Raw genomic sequence first — 20896 nt, forward strand, 5'->3', positions numbered from 1 at the left:
ATGAATATCATCACCCGCTTTGCACCCAGCCCGACCGGATATCTTCATCTTGGCCATGCGGCCTCGGCCCTGTTTTCTGCAAAACAGGCCGGGCCGGATGGCCGTTTTCTTTTGCGGATCGAAGATATCGACCAGACCCGGTGTCGCCCGGAATATCTTGATGCGATCTACGAAGACCTCGCCTGGCTGGGCCTTCAATGGGAACAGCCCGTCCGGGTGCAGTCCGATCATTTTGCTGACTACCAGGCAGTGCTTGATCGCCTGTCAGATATGGAATTGCTCTATCCGTGTTTTTGTACCCGTAAAGACATTCAGGCGGAAATCGCGCGCATCGGCAATGCGCCGCACGGACCCGATGGCGCGCTTTATCCCGGCACCTGTCGGCAGTGTTCAGTGTCTGAGCGCCAGGATCGTATTGCGGCGGGGGAAAGCTATGCGCTGCGTCTTGATATGGGGGCGGCCCTCAAACGGGTGGGGCGCGAACTGACCTGGTTTGACCGGGCTGCTGGCAAGCAGATCGCGACGCCTGAAATCTTTGGCGATGTGGTGCTCGCCCGCAAGGATACACCGACCAGCTATCATGTCTCGGTCACCCATGATGATAACCTTCAGGGCATCACCCTTGTCACGCGCGGGGAAGACCTGTTTTTTGCCTGCCACCTGCATCGATTGTTGCAGGAATTGCTGGGCTATGACGTGCCGGAATATCACCATCACGGGCTTCTGACCGGCCCGGATGGGAAACGCTTTGCCAAGCGCGACAAATCCAAGACGCTCAGATCCATGCGCGAAGAGGGGCTTTTGTCCCAGGACGTCATCAAGCTGGCCACCCTGTCCTGATCAATTTGACGTTACGGCATTATCCCAAAGCAATATCGCGGTTAGATCATATTCCCATTGTCGTGGGTTAGTACCTACGTATAGGATATATTTGATCATACGACGATGTCAGAGGCGCAAGACCAGATGGAAAAAAATGCTGGCTTGGTCAGGAGGATCGGTAAACGCGTTCTCGACCCGGGTATAGAAATTAATGCTGGCGAGGATTTGACCGGTAAGGTTCAGCGCGACCTGCTGGATCTGGCTTATCGCAATAACTGGGCGAACATTCTGGTCAATCTGGCCGCTGGTGCCAGCATGGTTGCGATGTTCTGGCTGCGAGGTGATTTACGCGCGGAAACGGTCATCTGGCTTCTGGTCGTCGCAGTTATTTGCTGCATTCGGCTTTGGGGAGGATACCTTTACCACCTGACGCGTGAAAACAGTACCGAACTCTCCTCTGATCAGCTTCGCAAATGGCGCTTTCGTTACCAAATCGGGGTGATTGTTACCGGGCTGTTATGGTCACTGGTCGGTGCGATTGAAATCCCCGCAGTTCAGGGCGAAAGCCAGTTCCTGACCATGATCATTATTGCCGGCATGGCCGGGGGCGCGACCGGTATTCTGGCGCCGGTCTTCCTCGTTGGGCGCTTCTATCTTTGTGCGTTGCTGTTGCCGCCGGCAGTGATCCTGGCGGTGATGGGGGATGCGAACTATATCCTGTCGGTCTTGGCGCTGGTGTTCCTGTTGGTGATGCTGGTCACCCATCGCAACAATCATGCCGTTCTGTTCCGCTCCTTTGTGCTGAAACATCAAAACCAACGGCTGATTGAAGATCTCAAACAGAAAAACCGGATTACCGAGGACTGGAACGCGACCCTTGAAGCCCGCGTTGAACAGCGTACCGAGGAGCTCCGCGATCTGGTGGAGCATGATGCACTGACAGGCATCTATAACCGCGACGGGATCGTTGCGTGGTTTGAGGAAAAAAAGCGATCGGACGCGTTACTGGATTACGCGGTTCTGTTTATCGATCTTGATCGCTTCAAGCAGATCAATGACGGGCTCAGTCATGCGATCGGTGATGAAGTCCTGCGCGCGGTCAGTGAGCGGCTGGGCGAATGTGTTGGTGAACATCATGCGCTGGGCCGCTGGGGCGGGGACGAGTTTCTGATCGTTCTGGCCGCCCCGCATCAGGAACTCCATCCGCTGGTTGAATATACGGTCGAGCTGGCCCAGCATGCGGTAAGCCAGCCGATCAACATTGTTGGGCATACACTGCATGTCGGCTTTAGCACCGGGGTTGCCTTTTCCTCGGGCCGCAATCCGTCAATTTCGGAATTGATCCACTGGGCTGACCTCGCCGCGGCCGAGGTCAAACGATCAGGACGCGGCAGTGTGCATAACTATGACAAAATGCTGCTGACCGAACAGGAACGCCGCCTCAGCGTCACACAGGCCCTTCGGCGTGCGCTGAGTGCCGATGAGTTCAACATTGAATACCAGCCGGTCATTGATGCCGTGACCGGCGATATCATCGCCTATGAGGCGCTTTTACGCTGGAACAGTGGGGTGCTTGGTGTGGTGCCGCCCGACGAATTCATCCCAATTGCCGAGGAAAGTGCCCTGATCGTTGATATCGGCGAATGGTGTATGCGCCGGGCCTGTCAGACGTTGCAAGACAGCAGCGAAATTGCAGCGACGACAAAAATCGCGATCAACGTATCGATCCGCCAGATCGTCATGCCGAATTTCGCCGGTATGGTCTCACGAATTCTGGCCGAAACCGGGTTGGCTGCAAATCGACTGGTTCTCGAAGTCACGGAATCGATCTTTGAAAAACGTCAGACCACCCAGATCGCCAGTGTGCTCGGTCAGCTCCATGACATGGGCATTGAAATCTATATTGATGATTTCGGGACCGGCTATTCGTCCCTGTCGCGCCTGCACGAAATCCGGGTCGATGCCGTCAAGATCGACAAGTCCTTTGTCCTGGCCATGGATGAAAATGCCCGCGTCGTGATCGAGGCAGCAATTCTGATTGCCCATCGCTTTGGTCTTAAGGTCATCGCCGAAGGGATCGAAACCGCCCATCAGCATGATGAGCTGATGGCGATGGGGGTTGATGCCTGTCAGGGGTACTTCTTTGCCCGGCCCGGTCAGATGCCCTGTCGCGATACCCGATGGCAAACTGATCACCATCAGCCTGTCTGAGGTGCCCTTTCCCGGTGGCATAAGCGCATAAAAAAAACGGCCTGTCGCTAAATGTGGCAGGCCGTCTCAGTACTGTTCTGCGGGGGGAGGCAGAATCAGCGGCTAAAATCAATCAGGACAAGGAAGCTGACCGGCACAAGGGCCAGCGCAACGTAAATCCAGAACGAAGCGACAGGAATGCCCAGAGCGGCAAGAACATAACCGGCAAGATAAAGTGCCAAGCCAATTACAGCGACCAGCAGAATGCCCAAAAGCGGCAGAGAAACTTTGCTATCTGATTTCATGTCCCGTCATGCTCCCGAAACGGATTTCTTAACTCATGGTGTCGAATTTACCATGCTGTGCGCGTCTGCGTTTTGATCCGTATCAATAAAGCATGCAGATTGAAACCATAGGCCCGTATGCCGACGAAACACGTCCTGACATTATATAATACAGGGACGGAGAATCGGTGTGCAGCTATGGGCCGAAATGGCGCAATTGCCCGCCAAGGCGCTGTTTGTTATTGTCGCCCCGGTTTGAAAAGCCACAGATTCCGTGCGGTTGAGTTGGGCAAATATCGGCACAAACCACGGATTATCGCCAAAACCGCTCTGATAAGCGTTTTTGTCGCGGTTTTCGCTTGATGAAGGCTTGACGACATAGGCCATAGGCAGTATTAACCCGCTTCCAAGCGCGGGCCTGCATGTTCAGGCCAAGCGTCCTTTTGCGAATTTATAGACCAGGAGATCAGGTCATGGCACGTCGCTGCCCGGTATCCGGCAAAGGCGTTTTGGTCGGCATGAATGTGAGCCACGCCCACAATCGTACCAAACGTCGTTTCCTCCCGAACCTGCAGCCGACCTCGCTGCTTAGTGAGTCGCTCGGTCGTTCGGTGCGTCTGCGTCTGACCACCAATGCTGTCCGCACCATCGAAAAACGTGGTGGTCTGGATGCATATCTGCTCAGCACTGCAAATGCAAAGCTGCCGGCAGATTTGGTGAAAATCAAACGCCAGGTCGCCAAAGCTGTTGAAGCAAAAGCTGCCTAATCAAGGCTTCTGCTTTACAGACAGAATTTACGAAGGCCCGCTTTATAAGCGGGCCTTTCGTTTTTCCGGTCCCGTGATTGTTTGCGTTAGTTGAGGCGCATAATGCATGCTGCCAGACAGGGTCTGGCGGCTTTTTTTGTGCTGCGCTTGATCGTCTTTGCCAAGGGGTTCCAAGGGTTGCGCAACGATGTTGCGTGAAGAAACGCGACTCGGCGGAACACGGGCTTTGCGCTTTTGGAAATTTGTTCTATACTTTGCTCTATCAGTGGTTTACGTCGCCGTGTCGCCCGGTTTGGTGAAACGTCATGATATGTTCATCAACAGCGATTCCCGGACCTGCTAAACAAAGCAAGCGACTCGGTAAACACGGTGGAGCGGATGATATGCATTTATCGCCCAATGCGTGTCCGGCACTTGTTCTTAACGCCGACTTTCGGCCGTTGAGCTACTTTCCTCTGTCTCTTTGGTCCTGGCAGGATACGCTCAAGGCGGTCTTTCTTGAACGCGTCGATGTTCTGTCCGAATACGACCGCGAAGTACGCTCTCCCTCCTTTAAAATGCGCCTGCCCAGCGTCATCTCGCTCAAGGAATATGTCCCGCTCAAAAGCAGCCCGGCCTTCACCCGGTTCAACGTCTTTCTGCGTGATGAGTTTTCCTGTCAGTATTGCGGCGATCGCCTGCCAACCAACGAGCTGACCTTTGACCATGTCATTCCGCGTGCACGCGGTGGGCGCACCAACTGGGAAAACATCGTCACGGCCTGTTCTGACTGCAACCTCTATAAGGGCAGTCGATCGGTGCGCGAAGCGGGCCTGCGACTGCGCAGGACGCCGGGACAGCCCACAATGCACGAACTGCAATCAACAGGACGCCGTTTCCCGCCAAACTATCTTCATGAAAGTTGGCGGGATTTTTTATACTGGGATACCGAACTGGAATACGATTTCTGATCATTGGCTATCGTTATTGCGGCAAAGAAAAAAGCACTGCCTTTCACTGCAGTGCTTTTTTCCGTGATCAGTATAGCCGCCTTGCTCCTACCAGCGATATTTGACCGTTGCCAGAATAGTGCGGCCCTGTCCGTAATAACAGGCATTTGAACCTGAGCAGGTCGCAACCCAGCGTTCGTCAGCCAAGTTGGTTGCATTTAATGCCAGGAGATATCCATCAATTTCGTAGTGGATACCGGCATCAAACAAGGTTGTAGCCGGAATTTGGAAGCTGTTTGATGCATCACCATACTGATTGCCAAGATATCGGACCCCGCCATTAAAGCCAAAACCCTTCATTGCCCCGTTTTGCAACGTGTAGTCGGCCCAAAGAGATGCGGTATGTTCTGGCACACCGGTGGGAGATTTGCCCTGATTTCCATCATTGTTTTTGGTGACTTCGGCATCATTGTAGCTATAGGCCGCTTTGGCAACCAGTCCTGCAATTGGCTCAATCGTGCCTTCGAGTTCGAGGCCACGTGAACGAACTTCACCGGTTTGAACCTTGCGCGCGCTATTGTTTGGATCGGTTGTGGTGACGTTCTGGCGCCGCAGGTCATATAGCGCAGCAGTCAGCAGGCCATTGAAGCTTTGCGGTTCGTACTTGGCTCCGACTTCAAACTGCTGACCCGTTTCTGGATCAAAGTTCTGCGAACCCTCGCTTGCAACCGGATTGAAGGATTCCGAATAGCTGAAATAGGGAACCAGACCAAAGTTGGTTTTGTAAACAAGGCCGGTTTGACCGGAAAAAGCGTGATCATTGGTGCTACTTTTTGCACCATTGCTGGCGTTGTTCCGCTTTTCCTCATCCGACCAGTCCTGACGACCGCCAAGGGTCAGTGTCCAGTGTTCGTCAAAGTCGATCTGGTCTTGCGCATAGATCCCAAGCTGACGAAGCGTGATGTCGTCGTCATACCAAGTCGATAGCGCACTAATCGTCCCGCCATAGACCGGATTATAGACATTTAATGCCGATGCGCTTCCATATGCGGCGTAACGGTCATAAATGTTATGTTGATAATCCATCCCGGTCAGCAGTGTATGGTGGATATTGGCTGTCTCAAACCGTGTTTCAAGCTGATTATCAATGGTGATTGTGTGCGCGTTCTGATCCGTCCGCAAGACGTTGCGTTTCAGGGTGCCTGCATTCACATCCGACCAACCGTTACCGTAAACAGTTTTATAATCGACATCGACAAAGGCATAACGCGCATTCTGGCGGAAGGTGACATCATTGCTGAAATCATGGCTGAATTCATAGCCAAAGGATGTCTGAACACGTTCATATCCTTCAAAGCCCGGTTCGCCGGTGAAGACATCAACTGGAATTGCGCCGTTGGGTGCGCTGTAGATTGTCCCGACGGTCGGTAGCCAGTTATTGGCGGAGCCGGTTTTGTCGTGTTGGTAATGGGTAAGGATGGTCAGGGATGTATCGTCATTTTCCCATTTTAACGACGGTGCGATATAGATCCTGTCATCATCGACCATATTGGTTTGGGTTCCGGAATCTTGCACAAGACCGGTTAGGCGATACAGGACACTGCCATCCTCGATCAGCTTGCTGCCGACATCAAACGCACCCTGTTTATGATCGAAACTACCCGCTTCAAGCGCAACTTCGTTGACCATGTTTTCGTGCGGACGTTTGGTGACGACGTTAACAAGTCCCCCAGGGGCATTTTGCCCGTACATCACAGAGGTCGGCCCGCGCAGCAGTTCAATGCGCTCTGCACCATAGGCCTCCTGACGGAAGGATGCATAGCCTGACGAGCGAAGTTGGAGACCATCTCGATAAAGACCGATATCCTGCTGTGTGAAGCCACGTACCTTGAACCAGTCATAACGCGTATCATAACCGAACTGGTCAGGCTGAATCCCTGCTGAGTATTTCAGCGCTTCCATCACCGTGCTGGCCTGCCGGGTGTTGATTTCATCGGTGCCGACAACTGACATTGATCGTGGCGTTTCGGTAATTGGCGTATCGGTCTTGGTCGCAGTGGCACTTTGGGTTGCAACGAAGCCCTCAACCGGTGAGGTTGCGGTTTCAAACTCCGCGTCTGCCTCGATCACAAGTGGTGCCGTTTCCGTTCCTTCGGTGGTCTCGCTGTCGGTTGCTTTCGTATTCGTATCTGATTGCGCCAGTGCGTAACTTGGCAAGGCAATGATAAGTGCGACTGCGGTGCCCAGTAATAGGGCCGAAGACAGTTTCTGTCCTGTAAAACGCATTTGGGATTCCCTGTATCGGTTGTCTTTGACGACGACCTGTCGGGCGGGAACCGGCGGGCCATCTATGATGATGGACACTCGATATCACGCAGTAGGGGATGGGATATTGAACCGGATTTCGCCGTATTGAACGGAATTTGGCTTAAGTTAGGCAAAATGCTCTTTGCGCCAGGCGCCAGGTGTTGTGCCAACGATCTTGCGGAAGACCCGCGTCAGATGTGCCTGATCGGCAAAGCCAACCCGAAGGGCCACCGAGGCAAGCGGCGTGTCGGCATCTTTAAGCAGGGTCTTGGCTCGTTCGACCCGGGCTTTCATCTGCCACTGTTGCGGTGGCATACCGGTACTTTCACGAAAGGCTGAACAGAAATAGGATTGCGACAGCCCGGTCAGTTGTGCCAGTTCATCGAGGCGAATGGTGCGCCCGCAATTTTGTTCGATATAGTCGACAGACTTGCGTAAATGGTAGGGGGCAAGTTTGCCGCGTTTGCGTTGTGGTTCGTCGGATTGCGTGGGGCTCAGCAGCGCGGCGGTCAGTGCTGTTACCAAACTCTCGCCATAGATTTGGGGACTTGTCTCGCCATTTTCGAGATCAGTCGCCAACATCCGCGCCAATGTGTTAATGCGCTGATCGCAGAAACCCATTCGTGGCGTCTCAAGAATATCACGGTTAATTTCATGCCCCAAGCTGCTTTCCAGTGCGTTGACATCCAGATGAACATCCAGATGACGCAAACGGCACTTCCCGAAAATCTCGGATGATATTTCCATTCCGGCAGGCACATAATACAGGCAGCCATTCTTGCGGTCCTCTGTCTTCGCAATGTCGCTTGCTGTGCGGACATTCACCCGTGTTTCGCCAACGCAATCAAGCAACGCGACCAGAAGAGGTGCACGTGATATATAGGTTCCCCCGGCTTCCTGTGCGCACTCGACATGCCACAAATCTGTGATCGCTGCGTTCCAGCGACGAAAGCGCAAGTCATCTAGAAGAGAAATCCCTTCGATCTTGCTGATCATTTGTGGATGGAATGCCATGGAAGTCATGACAACGGAGTCCTTCATGCAGGTGGTGTCTGGTGGTGCGAATGGCTCTCAATATAACCGGGATTTTTATGCAAACAATAATAATTCTCATTACTATGCGAAGAATTGTCGGATTTCTGAGCAGTTGTTCGCGCGCGGCGAGAGGCGCGCAAAAGCAAAACCCGCCTGGCGTGTCAGACGGGTTTTGTAAGCAGGACCAAAGTCGCTTGCTGTTACTTTTTCATCCAGCGCGACGGCGCGATCAGGCAGAAAATAGTCAGTGCCGCAGAGAAACACACATTCACGGTCGGCATGGTAACGCCAAACAGGGTCCAGTCGATCTTGTCACAGCGAATGATCGGCTGGGCCATCAACTGCGCCTTAAGATCGGCAATCGATCCGGCTCCGCTTTGCACCCCACCACACATGGCAGGCCCTTCCCACCACAGTTCCTGAACCCCGACATGATAAAACGCGATAACCGTGCCGACTGCAAACGTCGCGGCACACAGGTAAACCACGGCCCGTGCCGCTGCCGGAAACCGAATGAGCAGGAGCGCAACCACCGAAAGACCGGCCACGACATAAAACGGCACACGCTGATACAGGCAGAGCACACAGGGCAGCAGCTTCTGGACATATTGCGCATAAAACGCAAAGCCGATACTGCCTGCAGAAATCAGCAGCAGGGCAAGGGGCGGAAAGGCCGGGATGAAGCGGGGGCGCAGCAGTTTGAACATCAACAAATCCGTTTGTCGTCTTCCGTAAGAATCAGGCATCGGGTCAACCATGCGGGATCAGTTTAAGCGCGGCAAACCCACCGACAAGAACCACGATAAATATGGTGAAAACGAGGCCCAGTCGCTTTTCGATAAAGTCGCGGATGACCGGGCCGAATTTCCAGATGAGCGCAGCAATGACAAAGAACCGCAATCCGCGCGCTAGGATCGATGCGACCGTAAAGACAATCGGATCAAGGGCGGTCACACCCGAAAGAATGGTGATCACCTTATAAGGGAATGGCGTCACGCCAGCGATAAAGACGGCCCAGGCACCCCATTCATTATAATAATCGCGGAACTGATCAAACTTTCCGACATAGCCATAAAGCTCCAGCACCGGGCGGCCAACCGTTTCAAACAGGAAGAAGCCGATACCATACCCGACCAAACCGCCCAGCACCGACCCGACAAGGCAGATCAACGCATAGCGCCAGGCCTTTGTCGGGGCGGCAATAATCATCGGGATCAGCAGAATATCAGGCGGGACCGGAAAGACAGAGCTTTCGATGGCTGCGATGAAAAACAAGGCCCAGCCAGCATGGCGGTGGCCGGCAAGGGTCATGGTCCAGTCATAGAGGCTGCGGATCACGGCAAGGACGCCTTATCGATAAAGTTTGCGGTTGGTGTGCGGCGCTTGGCCTTGAAAACAGGCCAGATCAAACCCCATTTTGCCAGCAATCGCAATGACGCAGTTTGTCGGGCTTTCGTGCGATGCATTTTTGCACAAAGCCCCATTGACCCGACGAAATTTACAGCTATTATCCCGCCCGTCGATGGATGGTGCGCACACGCACCCGTATTGCCTGCCCCTGTGGCGGAATTGGTAGACGCGGCAGACTCAAAATCTGTTTCACCTAGTGAGTGGGAGTTCGATTCTCCCCGGGGGCACCATCGCTTTGAAAACCCGTCCGGTTTCCGGTCGGGTTTCGTTTTTTTTGTGGGTGCTTTAAATGCATCGCAATGAAGCAGCTTGGTTAAAGCTGCTTCCTGCCGGATGGGGCGCGGAGAAGGCTGTCGCGGCCGGTTTCCCGGGCGACAATTTCTGCTTTTTCCATCAGTCTTTTGGCTTCAAGACCCTTGCTGGACTGGTTGAGGTCATTGATCGTGGTCATGACACAGGCCAGTTCACCTTGTGCGTCAAAAACCGGAACGGCCTGGCCGACAATGTCGGGCAAAAGGTGGTTTGATAAGCTCGACCAGCATTCAGCGCGCACCTTTTCAAGAACGGCATCCTCTGGGCGTGTTCCGCGAAAGCTGTCGGGCTGGTTCTGACGAATGGCTTCAATGCGGCCTTCGGGCATGAAGGCCTGAAAGACATAGCCACACGCCGTGTTATCAAGTGGCAAGATATCGCCGATACCGACTGAGCTGATCGAAAATGTGGCGCCCCGGTACCAGTGAACCAGAACCGGGCCGCGATCGGTCATGATGGCGACCCCGGCACTTGCCGCAGATGTATCGGCAAGGTCTTTCATGTGTTTGGCGGCGACTTCAAGCGGGTCGACCAATCTGAGGGCTGCCATGCCGATATTAAGCGACAGGGGACCCAGGCTGTAAAAGCCGCTGACCGGGTCCTGAGTTGCCATGCCTTCAACGACGAGACTCTGCAAATAGCGATGCGCGGTTGAACTGGTTGTGTCTGCGCGGCGGGCGATTTCGCCCATCACCAACGGCCGGCTGGCCTCGGCAAGAACCTTGAGAAAGCGCACCGCGATCGAAACCGACTGAATTGTACCGGGTCGTTTTGCCGAACTGTTGCGATCATCATCCATCTTGGGTGTTTGTCTTTTATCGTTTTGTTCAAAGGCGTGAGCAGTCTTCCCGAGCACAGATTGTTGCACCAAACCGGCATCAGGGCCAGTCGGCGCTGATTGCGCCGGGGGGACAATCTGCTTTGTCAGGGCATTAATCCTCACCTTGTGCGCGAATAAGTATCTGATCGCAATGCCATTTTAGCAAAAACAGCAAAAATGTGTCATCGGTGATTGACAATCGGGATGCGTTCCATATTGTGGGACCAAATCAATATTGAGACTTATTCTCATACGCAGTTTGCGACATGGCTCCAAGAGCGCGATGAAAAATGGCCGCTCGACGTTGCGCTCTGCGGTGCCACCAAAACGCTAAGGACAACACCCCGATGACTTCATTTTCCAGATTGCTTCGCGGCGCAAGTTTGCTTGTGCTGACCTCAATGATTGCGGCGCAGGCCACAGCCCAGGAAGCATCAACCACTCAGGACTCGGTTCAGAGTGAACAGGAATTGCCAGCAATCATCATTACTGGTGAAAAATTTGATCGCAGCATCAAAGACACGGCAACCTCGGTCACCCAGTTCACGGCAGAAGACGTTGCCAAGAACCCAGATGACAGCGAAGTGTCCGACCTGATCGCTGATATTCCCAACGTGCTTTATACCGGTGCGGTTGACGGGGCTCCGGTCATTCGTGGTCAGGCAACCCAAGGGGCCAATACCGGGGCCGTTGCGTTCTTCGGCGGCACGGTGCCGCGTGCGACCATCAATCTGGATGGCCATTATCAGGGCTATTACGAATATGTGTTCGGCACAGCGTCCATCTGGGACCTTGATACGGTCGAGGTTTTCCGCGGACCGCAGACCTCATCCCAGGGCGCAAACAGCATTGCGGGTGCCATTGTCATGAAGACCAAGGATCCGACTTTCTATCATGAGGGCGCGTTCCAGGCAGAGATTGGCAATTACAACACCCGCCGGGCCTCGGCGATGTATTCCGGGCCGATCAGCAATGACCTTGCTGTCAGGATTGCCCTTGATCATGCCGGTCGCGATACCTTTATCGATTATACCAACTCGTCGTTTAACAACGGTGATATTGATCTGGATTTCAAGTCACAGACCGGCCGCATGAAGCTTCTCTGGCAGCCAAGTCAGTTGCCCGACCTTGAAGCGAAATACACTTTCTCGTTCAGCGAAAGCACGCGTCCAAGCCTTGAAGCTGCCGTGCGCCCGTATGACGCCTTGGACAACACCACGACTTCGATGCCGAACTTCGAGCAGCGCACAGCGACCCATATTCTTGATGTGTCTTACGATGTTTCAAATGATGTCAGCCTGTTCAACCAGACCCAGTATTCAAACCTTGATACCAAGCGAAACACGTTTCCGGCCAACCGCGGCGAAGCAACGCTTGATCAGGATAACGTTTCCACCGAAACCCGCATGACCTTCGGGCATGCTGCCGACACCGTCAGTGGGCTGGCGGGGTATTATGTGTCTCACACCGCGTCGGAAGAAACACTGAACCTGAGCGGTGATACCTACTATGACGATAACAAAACCAACATCGGACTGTTTGGCGAAGCCAACTATCGCTTTGCCGATCGCTGGATGCTGACCGGCGGGCTGCGCCTCGAAAGCGATCATATCGAACGTGAAGGGTATTCGAACTATGCAAGCTCGGACCTTGATTATGATGAAACCTTCAATCAGCTGTTGCCAAAGGCGTCACTGGCCTATGAGGTAACCCCGAATGTGACGGTTGGGGGCATGATCAAGCGTGGCTATAACCCGGGTGGTGTCAGTCTCGATTTCACCGGAAGTCAGGACTATCTGAAGTTTGACGAAGAAACCCTGTGGGATTACGAGCTGTTCACCCGTGCCAGCCTGCTTGATGACAAGCTGCATGTGAATGCAAACCTGTTCTATATGGATATTTCCGATGCACAGCGTTATTTCCAGGAAACAGTCGGCGGGACGACAAACGTTTATGTCCTGAATGCTGAACAGGCCCATTCCTATGGTCTTGAAGTCAGCACCGACTATCAGGTTCTCGACAATCTGCGGATGCGGGCCGGCTTTGGTCTGTTGCAGACCGAAGTCGAAGAATTCTCCCAACGTTCGGCCTATGAAGGCAACGACTTCAACCGTGCGCCTGCCTATAACTTCAGTGCCGGCGTTGACTACAACATCATGCCGGAACTGCTGTGGTCGGTTGATGCGCGTTACACCGACGGCTATTACTCGGATACGGCCAACACATCGTCACTATGGGTGAAGGGCTTTGGTCTGATCAACACCCGCCTGACCTATGATGTCATGGATAATGTTGCGCTGTATGGCTATGTGAACAACATTCTTGATGAACGGACACCGAGCCAGTTCCATGCCCGCTACGGCGCGTATATGACAGAGCCGCGGATGTTCGGCGCAGGTATGAAGGTCACATTCTGATCTGACAGATGTTTGAAAATGACACCTTGTCCGCTTGCGCGGGCAGGGTGTTTTGCCTTTTCTGTCTTTACGTAAAGTGCTTATCAAAGGAAACGGGTGTCATGCGTTATCTCCTTCTGGCCTTTTTTGCCGCGCTTGTGATCAATCCGGCGTTTGCCGCAGACAGTCTCAGTCGCAGTCACATGGTGACCGATGATACGGGCCGCGATGTGGCCATTCCCGAAACGGCCGAGCGGATTGTGATTTTACATGAACCGTTGCTGGGCATTCCGGCAATGGATGTCGGGGCACAGGTTGTCGGTATTTATGGCCGCGATGATGCGGGCAATAGCCTGACGAAAATCGATTTTATCGAAACGGTGCTGGGCGATCATGAAACCAGGCCGCTCGGCATCGGGCCGTTTGGCGAGATTGATCTCGAAAAGCTCCGTGCACTTGATCCGGATCTGATCCTTGGCACGGAATACAGTGTTGATCAGGTGCCGCAACTCTCCAAGGTCGCGCCGGTCTATCTGCAGCATGTCAGTGCCGGCGAAGCGTATGGCTTTAGCGTCGAAAAGGATTTGGCCGAACTGCTGGGGTTGCAGGGTGAATACCAGAACCGTCTTGGCACTTATCAGCAAAGGTTGGAGGCCGTTCGGACGGAGTTTGCACCGAGTGGGGATGACCCGACATATCTCGCCGTCATTATCCATGATCAGCTCAACCTGGTTGGCAATATGTCCGGTGCCATTCAGGCGATTGAGGATATCGGCTACCAACGTGCGGATCTGGATGGGGCAACCGGGGTGACCAAGGGCATGGGGGCGACGTTTTCCGTGCCGCTCAGTCCGGAAGTGTTCGGGCGCCTTGATCCGGACTTGCTGATTGTGATGAACAGTTATGTCAATGGCGAGCGTAGCGAAGCTGCCATTCGGGCCAAGCTTGATAAAATCATTCCCGGCTGGGATCGTTTTTTGAAACCCGCCCGCGAAGGCCGTTTGCTGTTTCTGGATTCCGCCATGGTGGCAACGCCATCAATTGCCAGTGCGATCCACACCCTTGATGCCTATGCCGCGTGGTGCACAGCGCAATAAGGTTTGGTTTGTTGGGGCGGAGCCGGACCTAAGCCCGGTTGCGAAGATGGCGCAGCCGGATTGCGGCAATAAATAACGGCACGCCCACCAGTGTCAGGCTAAGCCCGATCGGAAGGGCGATCTCGGTTGACAGCATCCGGCTCAACCCATCTGCCGCCATCACCAGAATCCCACCCGTCATCGCGGCAATGATCAGCCGGAAGCGATCATTGCCCTGGGTGATAAAGCCCGAAAGATTGGGCGCGATCATACCCAGAAATGCGAGCGGGCCAACCACGGTCACGGCAGCCGAATTCAACAAAACCGCACATATCAGAATTATCGGGCGGGATCGTTGGACGGTTTCGCCAAGGGCCATTGCCATATGCTCGCCCAACTCATAGACAGAAACGCTCCTGCCGAGAAATATGGCGGCGAGCAAGCCACACAGGCACCAGGGCAGAAAGGCAAGAATAACCGGCCAGCTTGCATCAAACAGCGATCCGGCCAGCCAGTCGGCCAGCGCAAGCGACATTTCGCCGGGCGTATAAAGGATCAGGATTGCCGTTACCGAGGACAAAACGGTTTCGATCGCAATCCCCATCAGAAGGATGGCAAGGCCACTGGCCCGGCCGCCCCCCGATAGCCAGATCAAAAGTCCGGCCACAAGCATCCCGCCGGCAAGGGCGGCAATCGGGACAAGCGATTTGGGGATTGTCGGCACAAAGACCAGCAGCAGAATAATCACCACCATCGACCCTTGCCCGAACCCGAACAGGCCCGGGTCGGCCAATGGATTGCGTGACAGGGCCTGCAAAAGCGCACCCGACATGGCCACACAAGCCCCGGCCATAAAGCCAAGGATAATGCGCGGGATACGAATTTCGAGGGCGAAAACCTGATCCGCCTCAAGCCGCCCCGACCCGCTGAGAAAATCAAAAACCGATGCCAGTGAAATCTCGGTCGTTCCGATCTGCAGTGACAGGAATGCAATGATCAATGTGAGGGTGAGCAAGCCCGCGACAGATACCAGATTGGCGGCGCGTATTTCCTGACCGGTGGGTAAACGCAAGACACGGCGTCCGCCCAGTGTGGTGTGAAGCTTCATGCCGCCCCCCTGTCTTTGGTGAGCACGTAATAGCGACGCACGATATAGACGAACATCGCGCCCCCGATCAGATCCATGATAATGCCGGTATGCAGCACAAACGGGCTAAAGGCGGTGCGCGCAACAATATCGGCCAGCAACACCACCAGCGCCCCCAAAAGGGCGGATGCCGGCAGGTTGATCGAAAAATTGGCGCCAAAAATCGGCCGCACGATATGGGGTACGATCAGGCCCGCGAAACCGACCGGCCCGCAAATGGCCGTTGCCGACCCACAGCCAAGAACAACACAAGCAACCGCAATCCAGGATGTACGCGGCACATTGACGCCCATTGATGCGGCCTTTTCCGGGCCCAGCGTAATCAGGGTCAACCCGCGCGAGATATAAAGCAGAACCAGCGTCGAAACCCCGCCAATCACCGCCATCAGATACAATCGATCGGCATAGACATGATTGATGTTGCCACTGATCCAGCCAAGGTAATCGCTTCTCTTGGCCGGATCAGACAGCAAAAGCGCGTTTGATATCCCGAAAAACAGCATCGAAATCAACGCACCGGAAATAATGAAGCTAAGCCCGCTGCCAACCGCCTTGGCACCGGTCAATCGGGTTAAAAGCACACAACAGACAAACCCGAAGATCGCCCCGGCAAGCCCGAAAATGCCTTGGGCATACATGCCCAGATCAAACACAAAGACCGATATCACGATAAACATCGTCGCCCCGGCATTGATGCCAAGCGATGCGGGCGAGGAGAGCGGGTTACGGGTAATCCCCTGAAGAACTGTCCCGCCCATTGCCATGATAGCACCTACATATGCCGCGATCAGCGCATGGGGCAAACGTTGATACACCACAACAAAATGGTCAAACTCATCGCCATCGAACGCGATCAGTGCGGCAAGAATATCGCCCGGCGCAATCGGCGCAGAACCGATGGCAAGGTCCATGGCAAAGGTCATGCAGACAAGCATGACGAGGATCATCATGGGCCATCGGCGTGATTTGTCTTTGGGCGTCATGATGGGGTTGCCGCCATGCGATCTGGCAGGCAGACAAGCCGCCCATCACGTTCAAAGATGCTGGTCGGGAGATCAAAAACATCATGCACATGTTGCGGCGTGATGGTGTCGCGCACAGGGCCGGATGCAACCACCTGCCCATCGCGCAGCATCACCACATCATCGGCAAAGGTCGCCGTGATGTTCAGATCATGCAGCACGGCAATAACCGTTTTGCCCTTAAGCGATGCGTATTTCTGAACGATATCAAGAACGGTGTATTGATATTTCATGTCCAGATGATTGACCGGCTCATCAAGCAGGATGACTTCGGAATCCTGGGCCAGAACCATGGCAATGAACGCACGCTGTTTCTGCCCACCCGACAATGTGTTGACCCGGCGATTTGCCATATCGAGAAGACCAACCGTCTCAAGCGCATCGATGAACAATTCACGGTCGTTTTGCGTCGGCCCGCCAAAAAACGAATAGCGCGAATAACCCGAAAGCTCGATCAGTTCGCCAAGGGTCATATGGTCCGGGCAATGGTTGTCTTGCGGAAGATAGGAAATCTGGCGTGCCAGATGACGCCGGCTGATCGCATGGACCGGATTACCGCCAAGCGTGATGTCACCTTTATCGAGCGGTAAAAAACCCATGATCGCTTTTAACAGGGTTGATTTGCCGCAACCGTTCGGCCCGACCAGTGCTGTAAAACGGCCTTTGGCAAATTTGGAAGAAATCCCTTTAAGAACAATGTTCTTCCCATAGCTTGCCACGACGTTTTTTGTCTCTAGCTGGATCACGAACGGCTCTCCTTTTTCGTTGCAGGCAACTTAAACTAAGGTAAGGTTCACAGCAAAGTGGAAATGCGTCGCACTATTAACAATGTGCTTGAATGAACATGATTGGTTTTTCGGGAATGCAGGATAATCGAATGCTTCGGATCGGGATGTCTTTGGCGCCGACTTGGTTGAACGGGCAGGCATGGCGCCGCGACGATAGCGGGATAGAAGACCTTTATACTCGCGACTATTACATCAAGGTCGCCAAACTGGCAGAGGCCGCCAAGCTCGATTTCGTCTTCTTCCCCGACACGCTGTACATCGATACCGATGTCCTGGCCAAAGGTGCCGGTTTCTCGGCCCTTGATCCGACGATCATGCTGTCATCCATCGCCCATGAAACATCGCATATCGGTCTTTTGACGACGATCTCGACCACCTTTAGTCAGCCCTATATCGTTGCGCGCCAATTGCAATCGCTGAACTGGCTCAGCAAGGGCAGGGTCGGCTGGAACGTTGTGACGGCACTGGGCGGGCATGAGAATTTCGGTTTGCAGGACATGCCAAGCTCGCAAGAACGTTATGACCGTGCTGCCGAGTTCGTCGATGCGGTCCGTCAGCTGTGGGGCAGTTTCCCGGTTGATGCACTGGTGCAAGATCGCGAAAGCGGCCTTTATGGCGATAAAGATCGCGTACAACCGATCGACTATCAGGGGCAGCATTTTCAGGTCAAAGGCCCGCTGAATGTGCCCACCTATCCGGGCGATCGCATTCCGCTTGTGCAGGCCGGGGCATCGCCGGTGGGACAAAATTTTGCATCCTCGATTGCCGATGCGGTCTTTGCCGCAACGCCGGACATGCATGCCGCCGTCGAGCTGCGCAAATCCTTGCAGTTGCTGGCCCAAAATCATGGCCGCGCGCAAAGCGATATCCGCGTCCTGCCCGGTTTGAACCTGTATCTCGCCGATAGCCGGGCCGAAGCCCGCGACCTGTACGAAGCCACCCATGCCGGGGCGGATATGGCGCGCAAGATCATGATCATCCGTGAAATGATCGGCCTTGATCTGGCCGACTGGCCGGAAGACAAACTGATCACGGCCGATGATCTGCCGGAAAACCCGGCCAAGGTGCGCAGCCGCACGCATTCCGATCTGCTAAGGCGCGCCTTGTTGCGCGAAAGCATGACGGTCAAACAGCTTCTGGCCCGCCCGGAAGTCATGACCTCTGCCCATTGGCAGGTTGTCGGCACCGTGGAGGACGCGGTGCAGTCGGTCAAAGAATGGTTTGAAGCAGGCGCCATTGACGGCTTTATCACCGTGCCGGGCGGCTCCGTCGGCTGCATGCAACGCGCGCTCACGGAATTCATCCCACAGCTCGCCGAAGAAGGCCTGTTCCGCAAGGAATACTCAGCCAACAGCTTCCTTGGGCATCTGACAGAATAAGGGCTGCTTGGGGCACCCAACTGGCATTGTGTCATAAAACAAAACGCCCCCGAATTTCCGGGGGCGTTTTGTTTTGGATGAGCCTTTGATCAGAACACCACGCTGGGCAGCCAGTTGGCGAGTGACGGCCAGAGCCAGATCACGAAAATGCCAAACAGCTGAAGCGCGATGAACGGGATGACGCCCTGATAAATCTGGCCAGTGGTGATTTCCGGCGGGGCGGCACTGCGCAGGTAAAACAGCGAGAAACCAAATGGCGGGGTCAGGAATGATGTCTGCAGGTTGATCGCAATCAGGATCGCCAGCCACACCGGATCGTGGCCCATCATGATCAGGCCCGGCGCAATCAGCGGCAGCAGGATCACGGTGATTTCCACGAAATCAAGGAAGAAGCCGAGCACAAAGATCAACGCCATGCAGAAGATCAGCGCACCCGTCGGACCGCCGGGCATTGATTCCAAAATCTCTGCCACATGGTCTTCACCACCCAGCCCGATAAACACCAGCGAGAACATGCTGGCCGTCAGGATGGTGGCAAAGATCATTGAACTCACCGTCATGGTCGAGGTCAGGGCAGATTTCAGAATGTCGGTTTTCCATGCCTGACGCAGGCAGGCCAGGATCGCAAGGATCCCGATGATCGCCAAGATAACGTAGCCAACACCAAGGGCATAATCAGAACCGGTCAGATCACTGCGCTGGAAACGCACCGGCGCAACCCCGGCCATAACAGCCAGGATCAAAAGTGCGACGGTTCCGGTCAAAACCAGATTGCGGTTCGCCCCCTGACGGATACCGGCCATCAGGATCGCACCAATCGCCCCGACTGATGCGGCCTCAGTCGGGGTGGCAACCCCGCCCAGAATGGCACCCAGTACGGCAATGATCAGAAGCACGGGCGGCAGAACCGCACCAACCACTTCGCGCAGGCTGGGGCGGCCATCATCGCTTTGCACCGGTGGCATGTCATCGGGGCGAAACACCCCGCGCAGCAGGATATAGATGATATAGATCGCCACCAGCGTCAGACCCGGGATCAGGGCCCCGGCAAAAATCTGCCCGACCGAAATGGTTTCGATCGTGAATTTTCCCTGTTCATATTGCGCCTGCTGATAGGCCGACGACATCACGTCTGAGAGAATAATCAGAAGTGTTGAGGGCGGAATGATCTGCCCCAATGTACCTGCAGTACAGACAAGGCCGGATGCCATTTTGGGGTTGTAGCCCGTACGCAACATGGTCGGCAGGGCAATCATGCCCATGGCAATCACCGTCGCCCCAACAATCCCGGTCGAGGCCGCAAGCAACGCGCCGACCAAAACAACCGAAATGCCCAAACCACCGCGCAACTGGCCAAACAGACGCCCCATGGTATGAAGCAGATCTTCGGCAATGCGCGACCGTTCCAGGATCACACCCATAACGACAAACAGCGGAATGGCGATCAGAACATCATTGGTCAGCGTGCCAAATACGCGCTGCCCGAATGCCCCCATCAGACCGATATTCATCGTATCGGTCACCCAGCCGAGATAACCGAAAATCACCGCCGTGCCGGCAATCGAAAACGACACCGGAAAGCCCAGCAGGATGCAGCCCATCAGGGCGGCAAACATCAAGAGATCAAGATACTCCATCACTTCGCACCACCTTGATCTTCAATATTCCCGCGCAGCAAAATCACTTGCCTGAGCAGGCAGGCCACAGACTGAATAATCAACAGAATGCAGAAGGCCGGGATCAGCGATTTCAAAAGCCAGACGGCCGGAATGCCGCCAACCGAAATCGCCCCTTCCATCATCGAGATCGAATTGATCACCGACGGCCAGGTCCAATAAAGCAGGGCCAGCATTGATGGAATTGCCAGAACGAGATAGCCAAAGGCATCGATCCGCGCCTTGGTCTTGTCGGTGGCAGCGGCATAGAAAATGTCCACCCGGACATGGCCATCAACCAACAGCGTATAACCCGCCCCCAACATGAACAAAGCGGAATGCAGATAAAGCACGCTTTCATTAAGCGCGATTGAACTGAACCCGAAAACATAGCGCAGCAAGACCACGGCAAACTGCAAAAGAACCATGATCAGTGCAAACCAGCGCACTGTCATGCCGGTCCATTGATTGACCAGATCAAGCCGATCAGCAAGGCGTTCCATGAATTTCCCCAAGCAGAAAAACAACCGGCGCAAGGATATCCCTGCGCCGGTTTT

General features: G+C 54.5%; 18 protein-coding genes and 1 tRNA gene. 8 read left to right on the top strand and 11 right to left on the bottom strand.

Annotation, left to right across the window (positions count from 1 at the left end):
• Entirely contained in the window at positions 1-840 is an 840-nt protein-coding gene (gene gluQRS, locus ACXAIA_RS12600; protein ID WP_475349630.1) for a tRNA glutamyl-Q(34) synthetase GluQRS, read from the top strand.
• A gap of 126 nt (positions 841-966) precedes the next feature.
• Positions 967-3033: a putative bifunctional diguanylate cyclase/phosphodiesterase gene (locus ACXAIA_RS12605; RefSeq protein ID WP_475349631.1), complete on the top strand. Its 2067-nt coding sequence runs from the start codon at positions 967-969 to the stop codon at positions 3031-3033.
• Positions 3034-3128: 95 nt separating this feature from the next.
• Here the strand turns inward: ACXAIA_RS12605 and ACXAIA_RS12610 are convergent, their stop codons facing one another.
• Positions 3129-3317, bottom strand: coding sequence for a hypothetical protein (locus ACXAIA_RS12610; protein ID WP_475344415.1), 189 nt, complete (start codon positions 3315-3317; stop codon positions 3129-3131).
• Between the two features lie 452 nt (positions 3318-3769).
• Here ACXAIA_RS12610 and rpmB point away from each other — a divergent pair, with 452 nt between their 5' ends.
• Positions 3770-4063: a 50S ribosomal protein L28 gene (gene rpmB, locus ACXAIA_RS12615; protein ID WP_008889909.1), complete on the top strand. Its 294-nt coding sequence runs from the start codon at positions 3770-3772 to the stop codon at positions 4061-4063.
• A gap of 383 nt (positions 4064-4446) precedes the next feature.
• Positions 4447-5013 carry an HNH endonuclease gene (locus ACXAIA_RS12620; RefSeq protein ID WP_475344422.1) on the top strand — a complete coding sequence of 189 codons (567 nt, stop codon included), beginning with the start codon at positions 4447-4449 and terminating at the stop codon, positions 5011-5013.
• A gap of 87 nt (positions 5014-5100) precedes the next feature.
• On the opposite strand, the gene ACXAIA_RS12625 is transcribed toward ACXAIA_RS12620, so the two are convergent.
• From ACXAIA_RS12625 to ACXAIA_RS12640, 4 genes are all read right to left on the bottom strand, one after another.
• The gene (locus tag ACXAIA_RS12625) at positions 5101-7278 is read right to left on the bottom strand and encodes a TonB-dependent siderophore receptor (protein WP_475349632.1); all 2178 of its coding nucleotides are present in this window, start codon (positions 7276-7278) and stop codon (positions 5101-5103) included.
• Between the two features lie 147 nt (positions 7279-7425).
• The gene (locus ACXAIA_RS12630) at positions 7426-8322 is read right to left on the bottom strand and encodes a helix-turn-helix domain-containing protein (RefSeq protein ID WP_475349633.1); all 897 of its coding nucleotides are present in this window, start codon (positions 8320-8322) and stop codon (positions 7426-7428) included.
• 212 nt (positions 8323-8534) lie between these two features.
• Positions 8535-9041, bottom strand: a complete 507-nt coding sequence (locus ACXAIA_RS12635) for a disulfide bond formation protein B (RefSeq protein ID WP_475349634.1) — start codon at positions 9039-9041, stop codon at positions 8535-8537.
• A 43-nt stretch (positions 9042-9084) separates the two neighbouring features.
• The gene (locus ACXAIA_RS12640; protein ID WP_475349635.1) at positions 9085-9672 is read right to left on the bottom strand and encodes a YqaA family protein; all 588 of its coding nucleotides are present in this window, start codon (positions 9670-9672) and stop codon (positions 9085-9087) included.
• 216 nt (positions 9673-9888) lie between these two features.
• Between ACXAIA_RS12640 and ACXAIA_RS12645 the strand changes: the two genes are divergently transcribed.
• A tRNA-Leu gene (locus tag ACXAIA_RS12645) sits at positions 9889-9974 on the top strand.
• Positions 9975-10057: 83 nt separating this feature from the next.
• Here ACXAIA_RS12645 and ACXAIA_RS12650 read toward each other — a convergent pair.
• Positions 10058-10855, bottom strand: a complete 798-nt coding sequence (locus ACXAIA_RS12650; RefSeq protein ID WP_475349636.1) for an IclR family transcriptional regulator — start codon at positions 10853-10855, stop codon at positions 10058-10060.
• Positions 10856-11223: 368 nt separating this feature from the next.
• Between ACXAIA_RS12650 and ACXAIA_RS12655 the strand changes: the two genes are divergently transcribed.
• On the top strand, positions 11224-13293 hold the full coding sequence (locus ACXAIA_RS12655) for a TonB-dependent receptor (protein WP_475349637.1): 2070 nt from the start codon (positions 11224-11226) through the stop codon (positions 13291-13293).
• A 101-nt stretch (positions 13294-13394) separates the two neighbouring features.
• Positions 13395-14369, top strand: a complete 975-nt coding sequence (locus ACXAIA_RS12660; RefSeq protein ID WP_475349638.1) for an ABC transporter substrate-binding protein — start codon at positions 13395-13397, stop codon at positions 14367-14369.
• Between the two features lie 28 nt (positions 14370-14397).
• Here the strand turns inward: ACXAIA_RS12660 and ACXAIA_RS12665 are convergent, their stop codons facing one another.
• From ACXAIA_RS12665 to ACXAIA_RS12675, 3 genes are read right to left on the bottom strand one after another with little or no spacing between them, the layout of a single operon-like run.
• On the bottom strand, positions 14398-15456 hold the full coding sequence (locus ACXAIA_RS12665) for a FecCD family ABC transporter permease (protein WP_475349639.1): 1059 nt from the start codon (positions 15454-15456) through the stop codon (positions 14398-14400).
• Entirely contained in the window at positions 15453-16478 is a 1026-nt protein-coding gene (locus ACXAIA_RS12670) for a FecCD family ABC transporter permease (RefSeq protein ID WP_475349640.1), read from the bottom strand. The genes ACXAIA_RS12665 and ACXAIA_RS12670 overlap by 4 nt, the downstream gene beginning before the upstream one ends.
• Positions 16475-17263: an ABC transporter ATP-binding protein gene (locus ACXAIA_RS12675; protein ID WP_475349641.1), complete on the bottom strand. Its 789-nt coding sequence runs from the start codon at positions 17261-17263 to the stop codon at positions 16475-16477. The genes ACXAIA_RS12670 and ACXAIA_RS12675 overlap by 4 nt, the downstream gene beginning before the upstream one ends.
• 131 nt (positions 17264-17394) lie before the next feature.
• Here ACXAIA_RS12675 and ACXAIA_RS12680 point away from each other — a divergent pair, with 131 nt between their 5' ends.
• A complete protein-coding gene (locus ACXAIA_RS12680; protein ID WP_475349642.1) occupies positions 17395-18684 on the top strand; it encodes an NtaA/DmoA family FMN-dependent monooxygenase in 1290 nt (429 codons plus the stop codon).
• 89 nt (positions 18685-18773) lie between these two features.
• Here ACXAIA_RS12680 and ACXAIA_RS12685 read toward each other — a convergent pair whose 3' ends face one another.
• Positions 18774-20321: a TRAP transporter large permease gene (locus tag ACXAIA_RS12685; RefSeq protein ID WP_475349743.1), complete on the bottom strand. Its 1548-nt coding sequence runs from the start codon at positions 20319-20321 to the stop codon at positions 18774-18776.
• Positions 20321-20842: a TRAP transporter small permease subunit gene (locus ACXAIA_RS12690; RefSeq protein ID WP_475344433.1), complete on the bottom strand. Its 522-nt coding sequence runs from the start codon at positions 20840-20842 to the stop codon at positions 20321-20323. Before ACXAIA_RS12690 ends, ACXAIA_RS12685 begins: the two co-directional genes overlap by 1 nt.
• Positions 20843-20896 lie beyond the last annotated feature (54 nt).

Source organism: Thalassospira sp. ABL2_045, from assembly GCF_056161285.1.

Coding starts and splice junctions, on each gene's coding strand:
- gluQRS (WP_475349630.1), top strand. CDS start 1: ATGAATATCATCACCCGCTTTGCACCCAGCCCGACCGGATATCTTCAT.
- ACXAIA_RS12605 (WP_475349631.1), top strand. CDS start 967: ATGGAAAAAAATGCTGGCTTGGTCAGGAGGATCGGTAAACGCGTTCTC.
- ACXAIA_RS12610 (WP_475344415.1), bottom strand. CDS start 3,317: ATGAAATCAGATAGCAAAGTTTCTCTGCCGCTTTTGGGCATTCTGCTG.
- rpmB (WP_008889909.1), top strand. CDS start 3,770: ATGGCACGTCGCTGCCCGGTATCCGGCAAAGGCGTTTTGGTCGGCATG.
- ACXAIA_RS12620 (WP_475344422.1), top strand. CDS start 4,447: ATGCATTTATCGCCCAATGCGTGTCCGGCACTTGTTCTTAACGCCGAC.
- ACXAIA_RS12625 (WP_475349632.1), bottom strand. CDS start 7,278: ATGCGTTTTACAGGACAGAAACTGTCTTCGGCCCTATTACTGGGCACC.
- ACXAIA_RS12630 (WP_475349633.1), bottom strand. CDS start 8,322: ATGACTTCCATGGCATTCCATCCACAAATGATCAGCAAGATCGAAGGG.
- ACXAIA_RS12635 (WP_475349634.1), bottom strand. CDS start 9,041: ATGTTCAAACTGCTGCGCCCCCGCTTCATCCCGGCCTTTCCGCCCCTT.
- ACXAIA_RS12650 (WP_475349636.1), bottom strand. CDS start 10,855: ATGGATGATGATCGCAACAGTTCGGCAAAACGACCCGGTACAATTCAG.
- ACXAIA_RS12655 (WP_475349637.1), top strand. CDS start 11,224: ATGACTTCATTTTCCAGATTGCTTCGCGGCGCAAGTTTGCTTGTGCTG.
- ACXAIA_RS12660 (WP_475349638.1), top strand. CDS start 13,395: ATGCGTTATCTCCTTCTGGCCTTTTTTGCCGCGCTTGTGATCAATCCG.
- ACXAIA_RS12665 (WP_475349639.1), bottom strand. CDS start 15,456: ATGAAGCTTCACACCACACTGGGCGGACGCCGTGTCTTGCGTTTACCC.
- ACXAIA_RS12670 (WP_475349640.1), bottom strand. CDS start 16,478: ATGACGCCCAAAGACAAATCACGCCGATGGCCCATGATGATCCTCGTC.
- ACXAIA_RS12680 (WP_475349642.1), top strand. CDS start 17,395: ATGCTTCGGATCGGGATGTCTTTGGCGCCGACTTGGTTGAACGGGCAG.
- ACXAIA_RS12685 (WP_475349743.1), bottom strand. CDS start 20,321: ATGGAGTATCTTGATCTCTTGATGTTTGCCGCCCTGATGGGCTGCATC.
- ACXAIA_RS12690 (WP_475344433.1), bottom strand. CDS start 20,842: ATGGAACGCCTTGCTGATCGGCTTGATCTGGTCAATCAATGGACCGGC.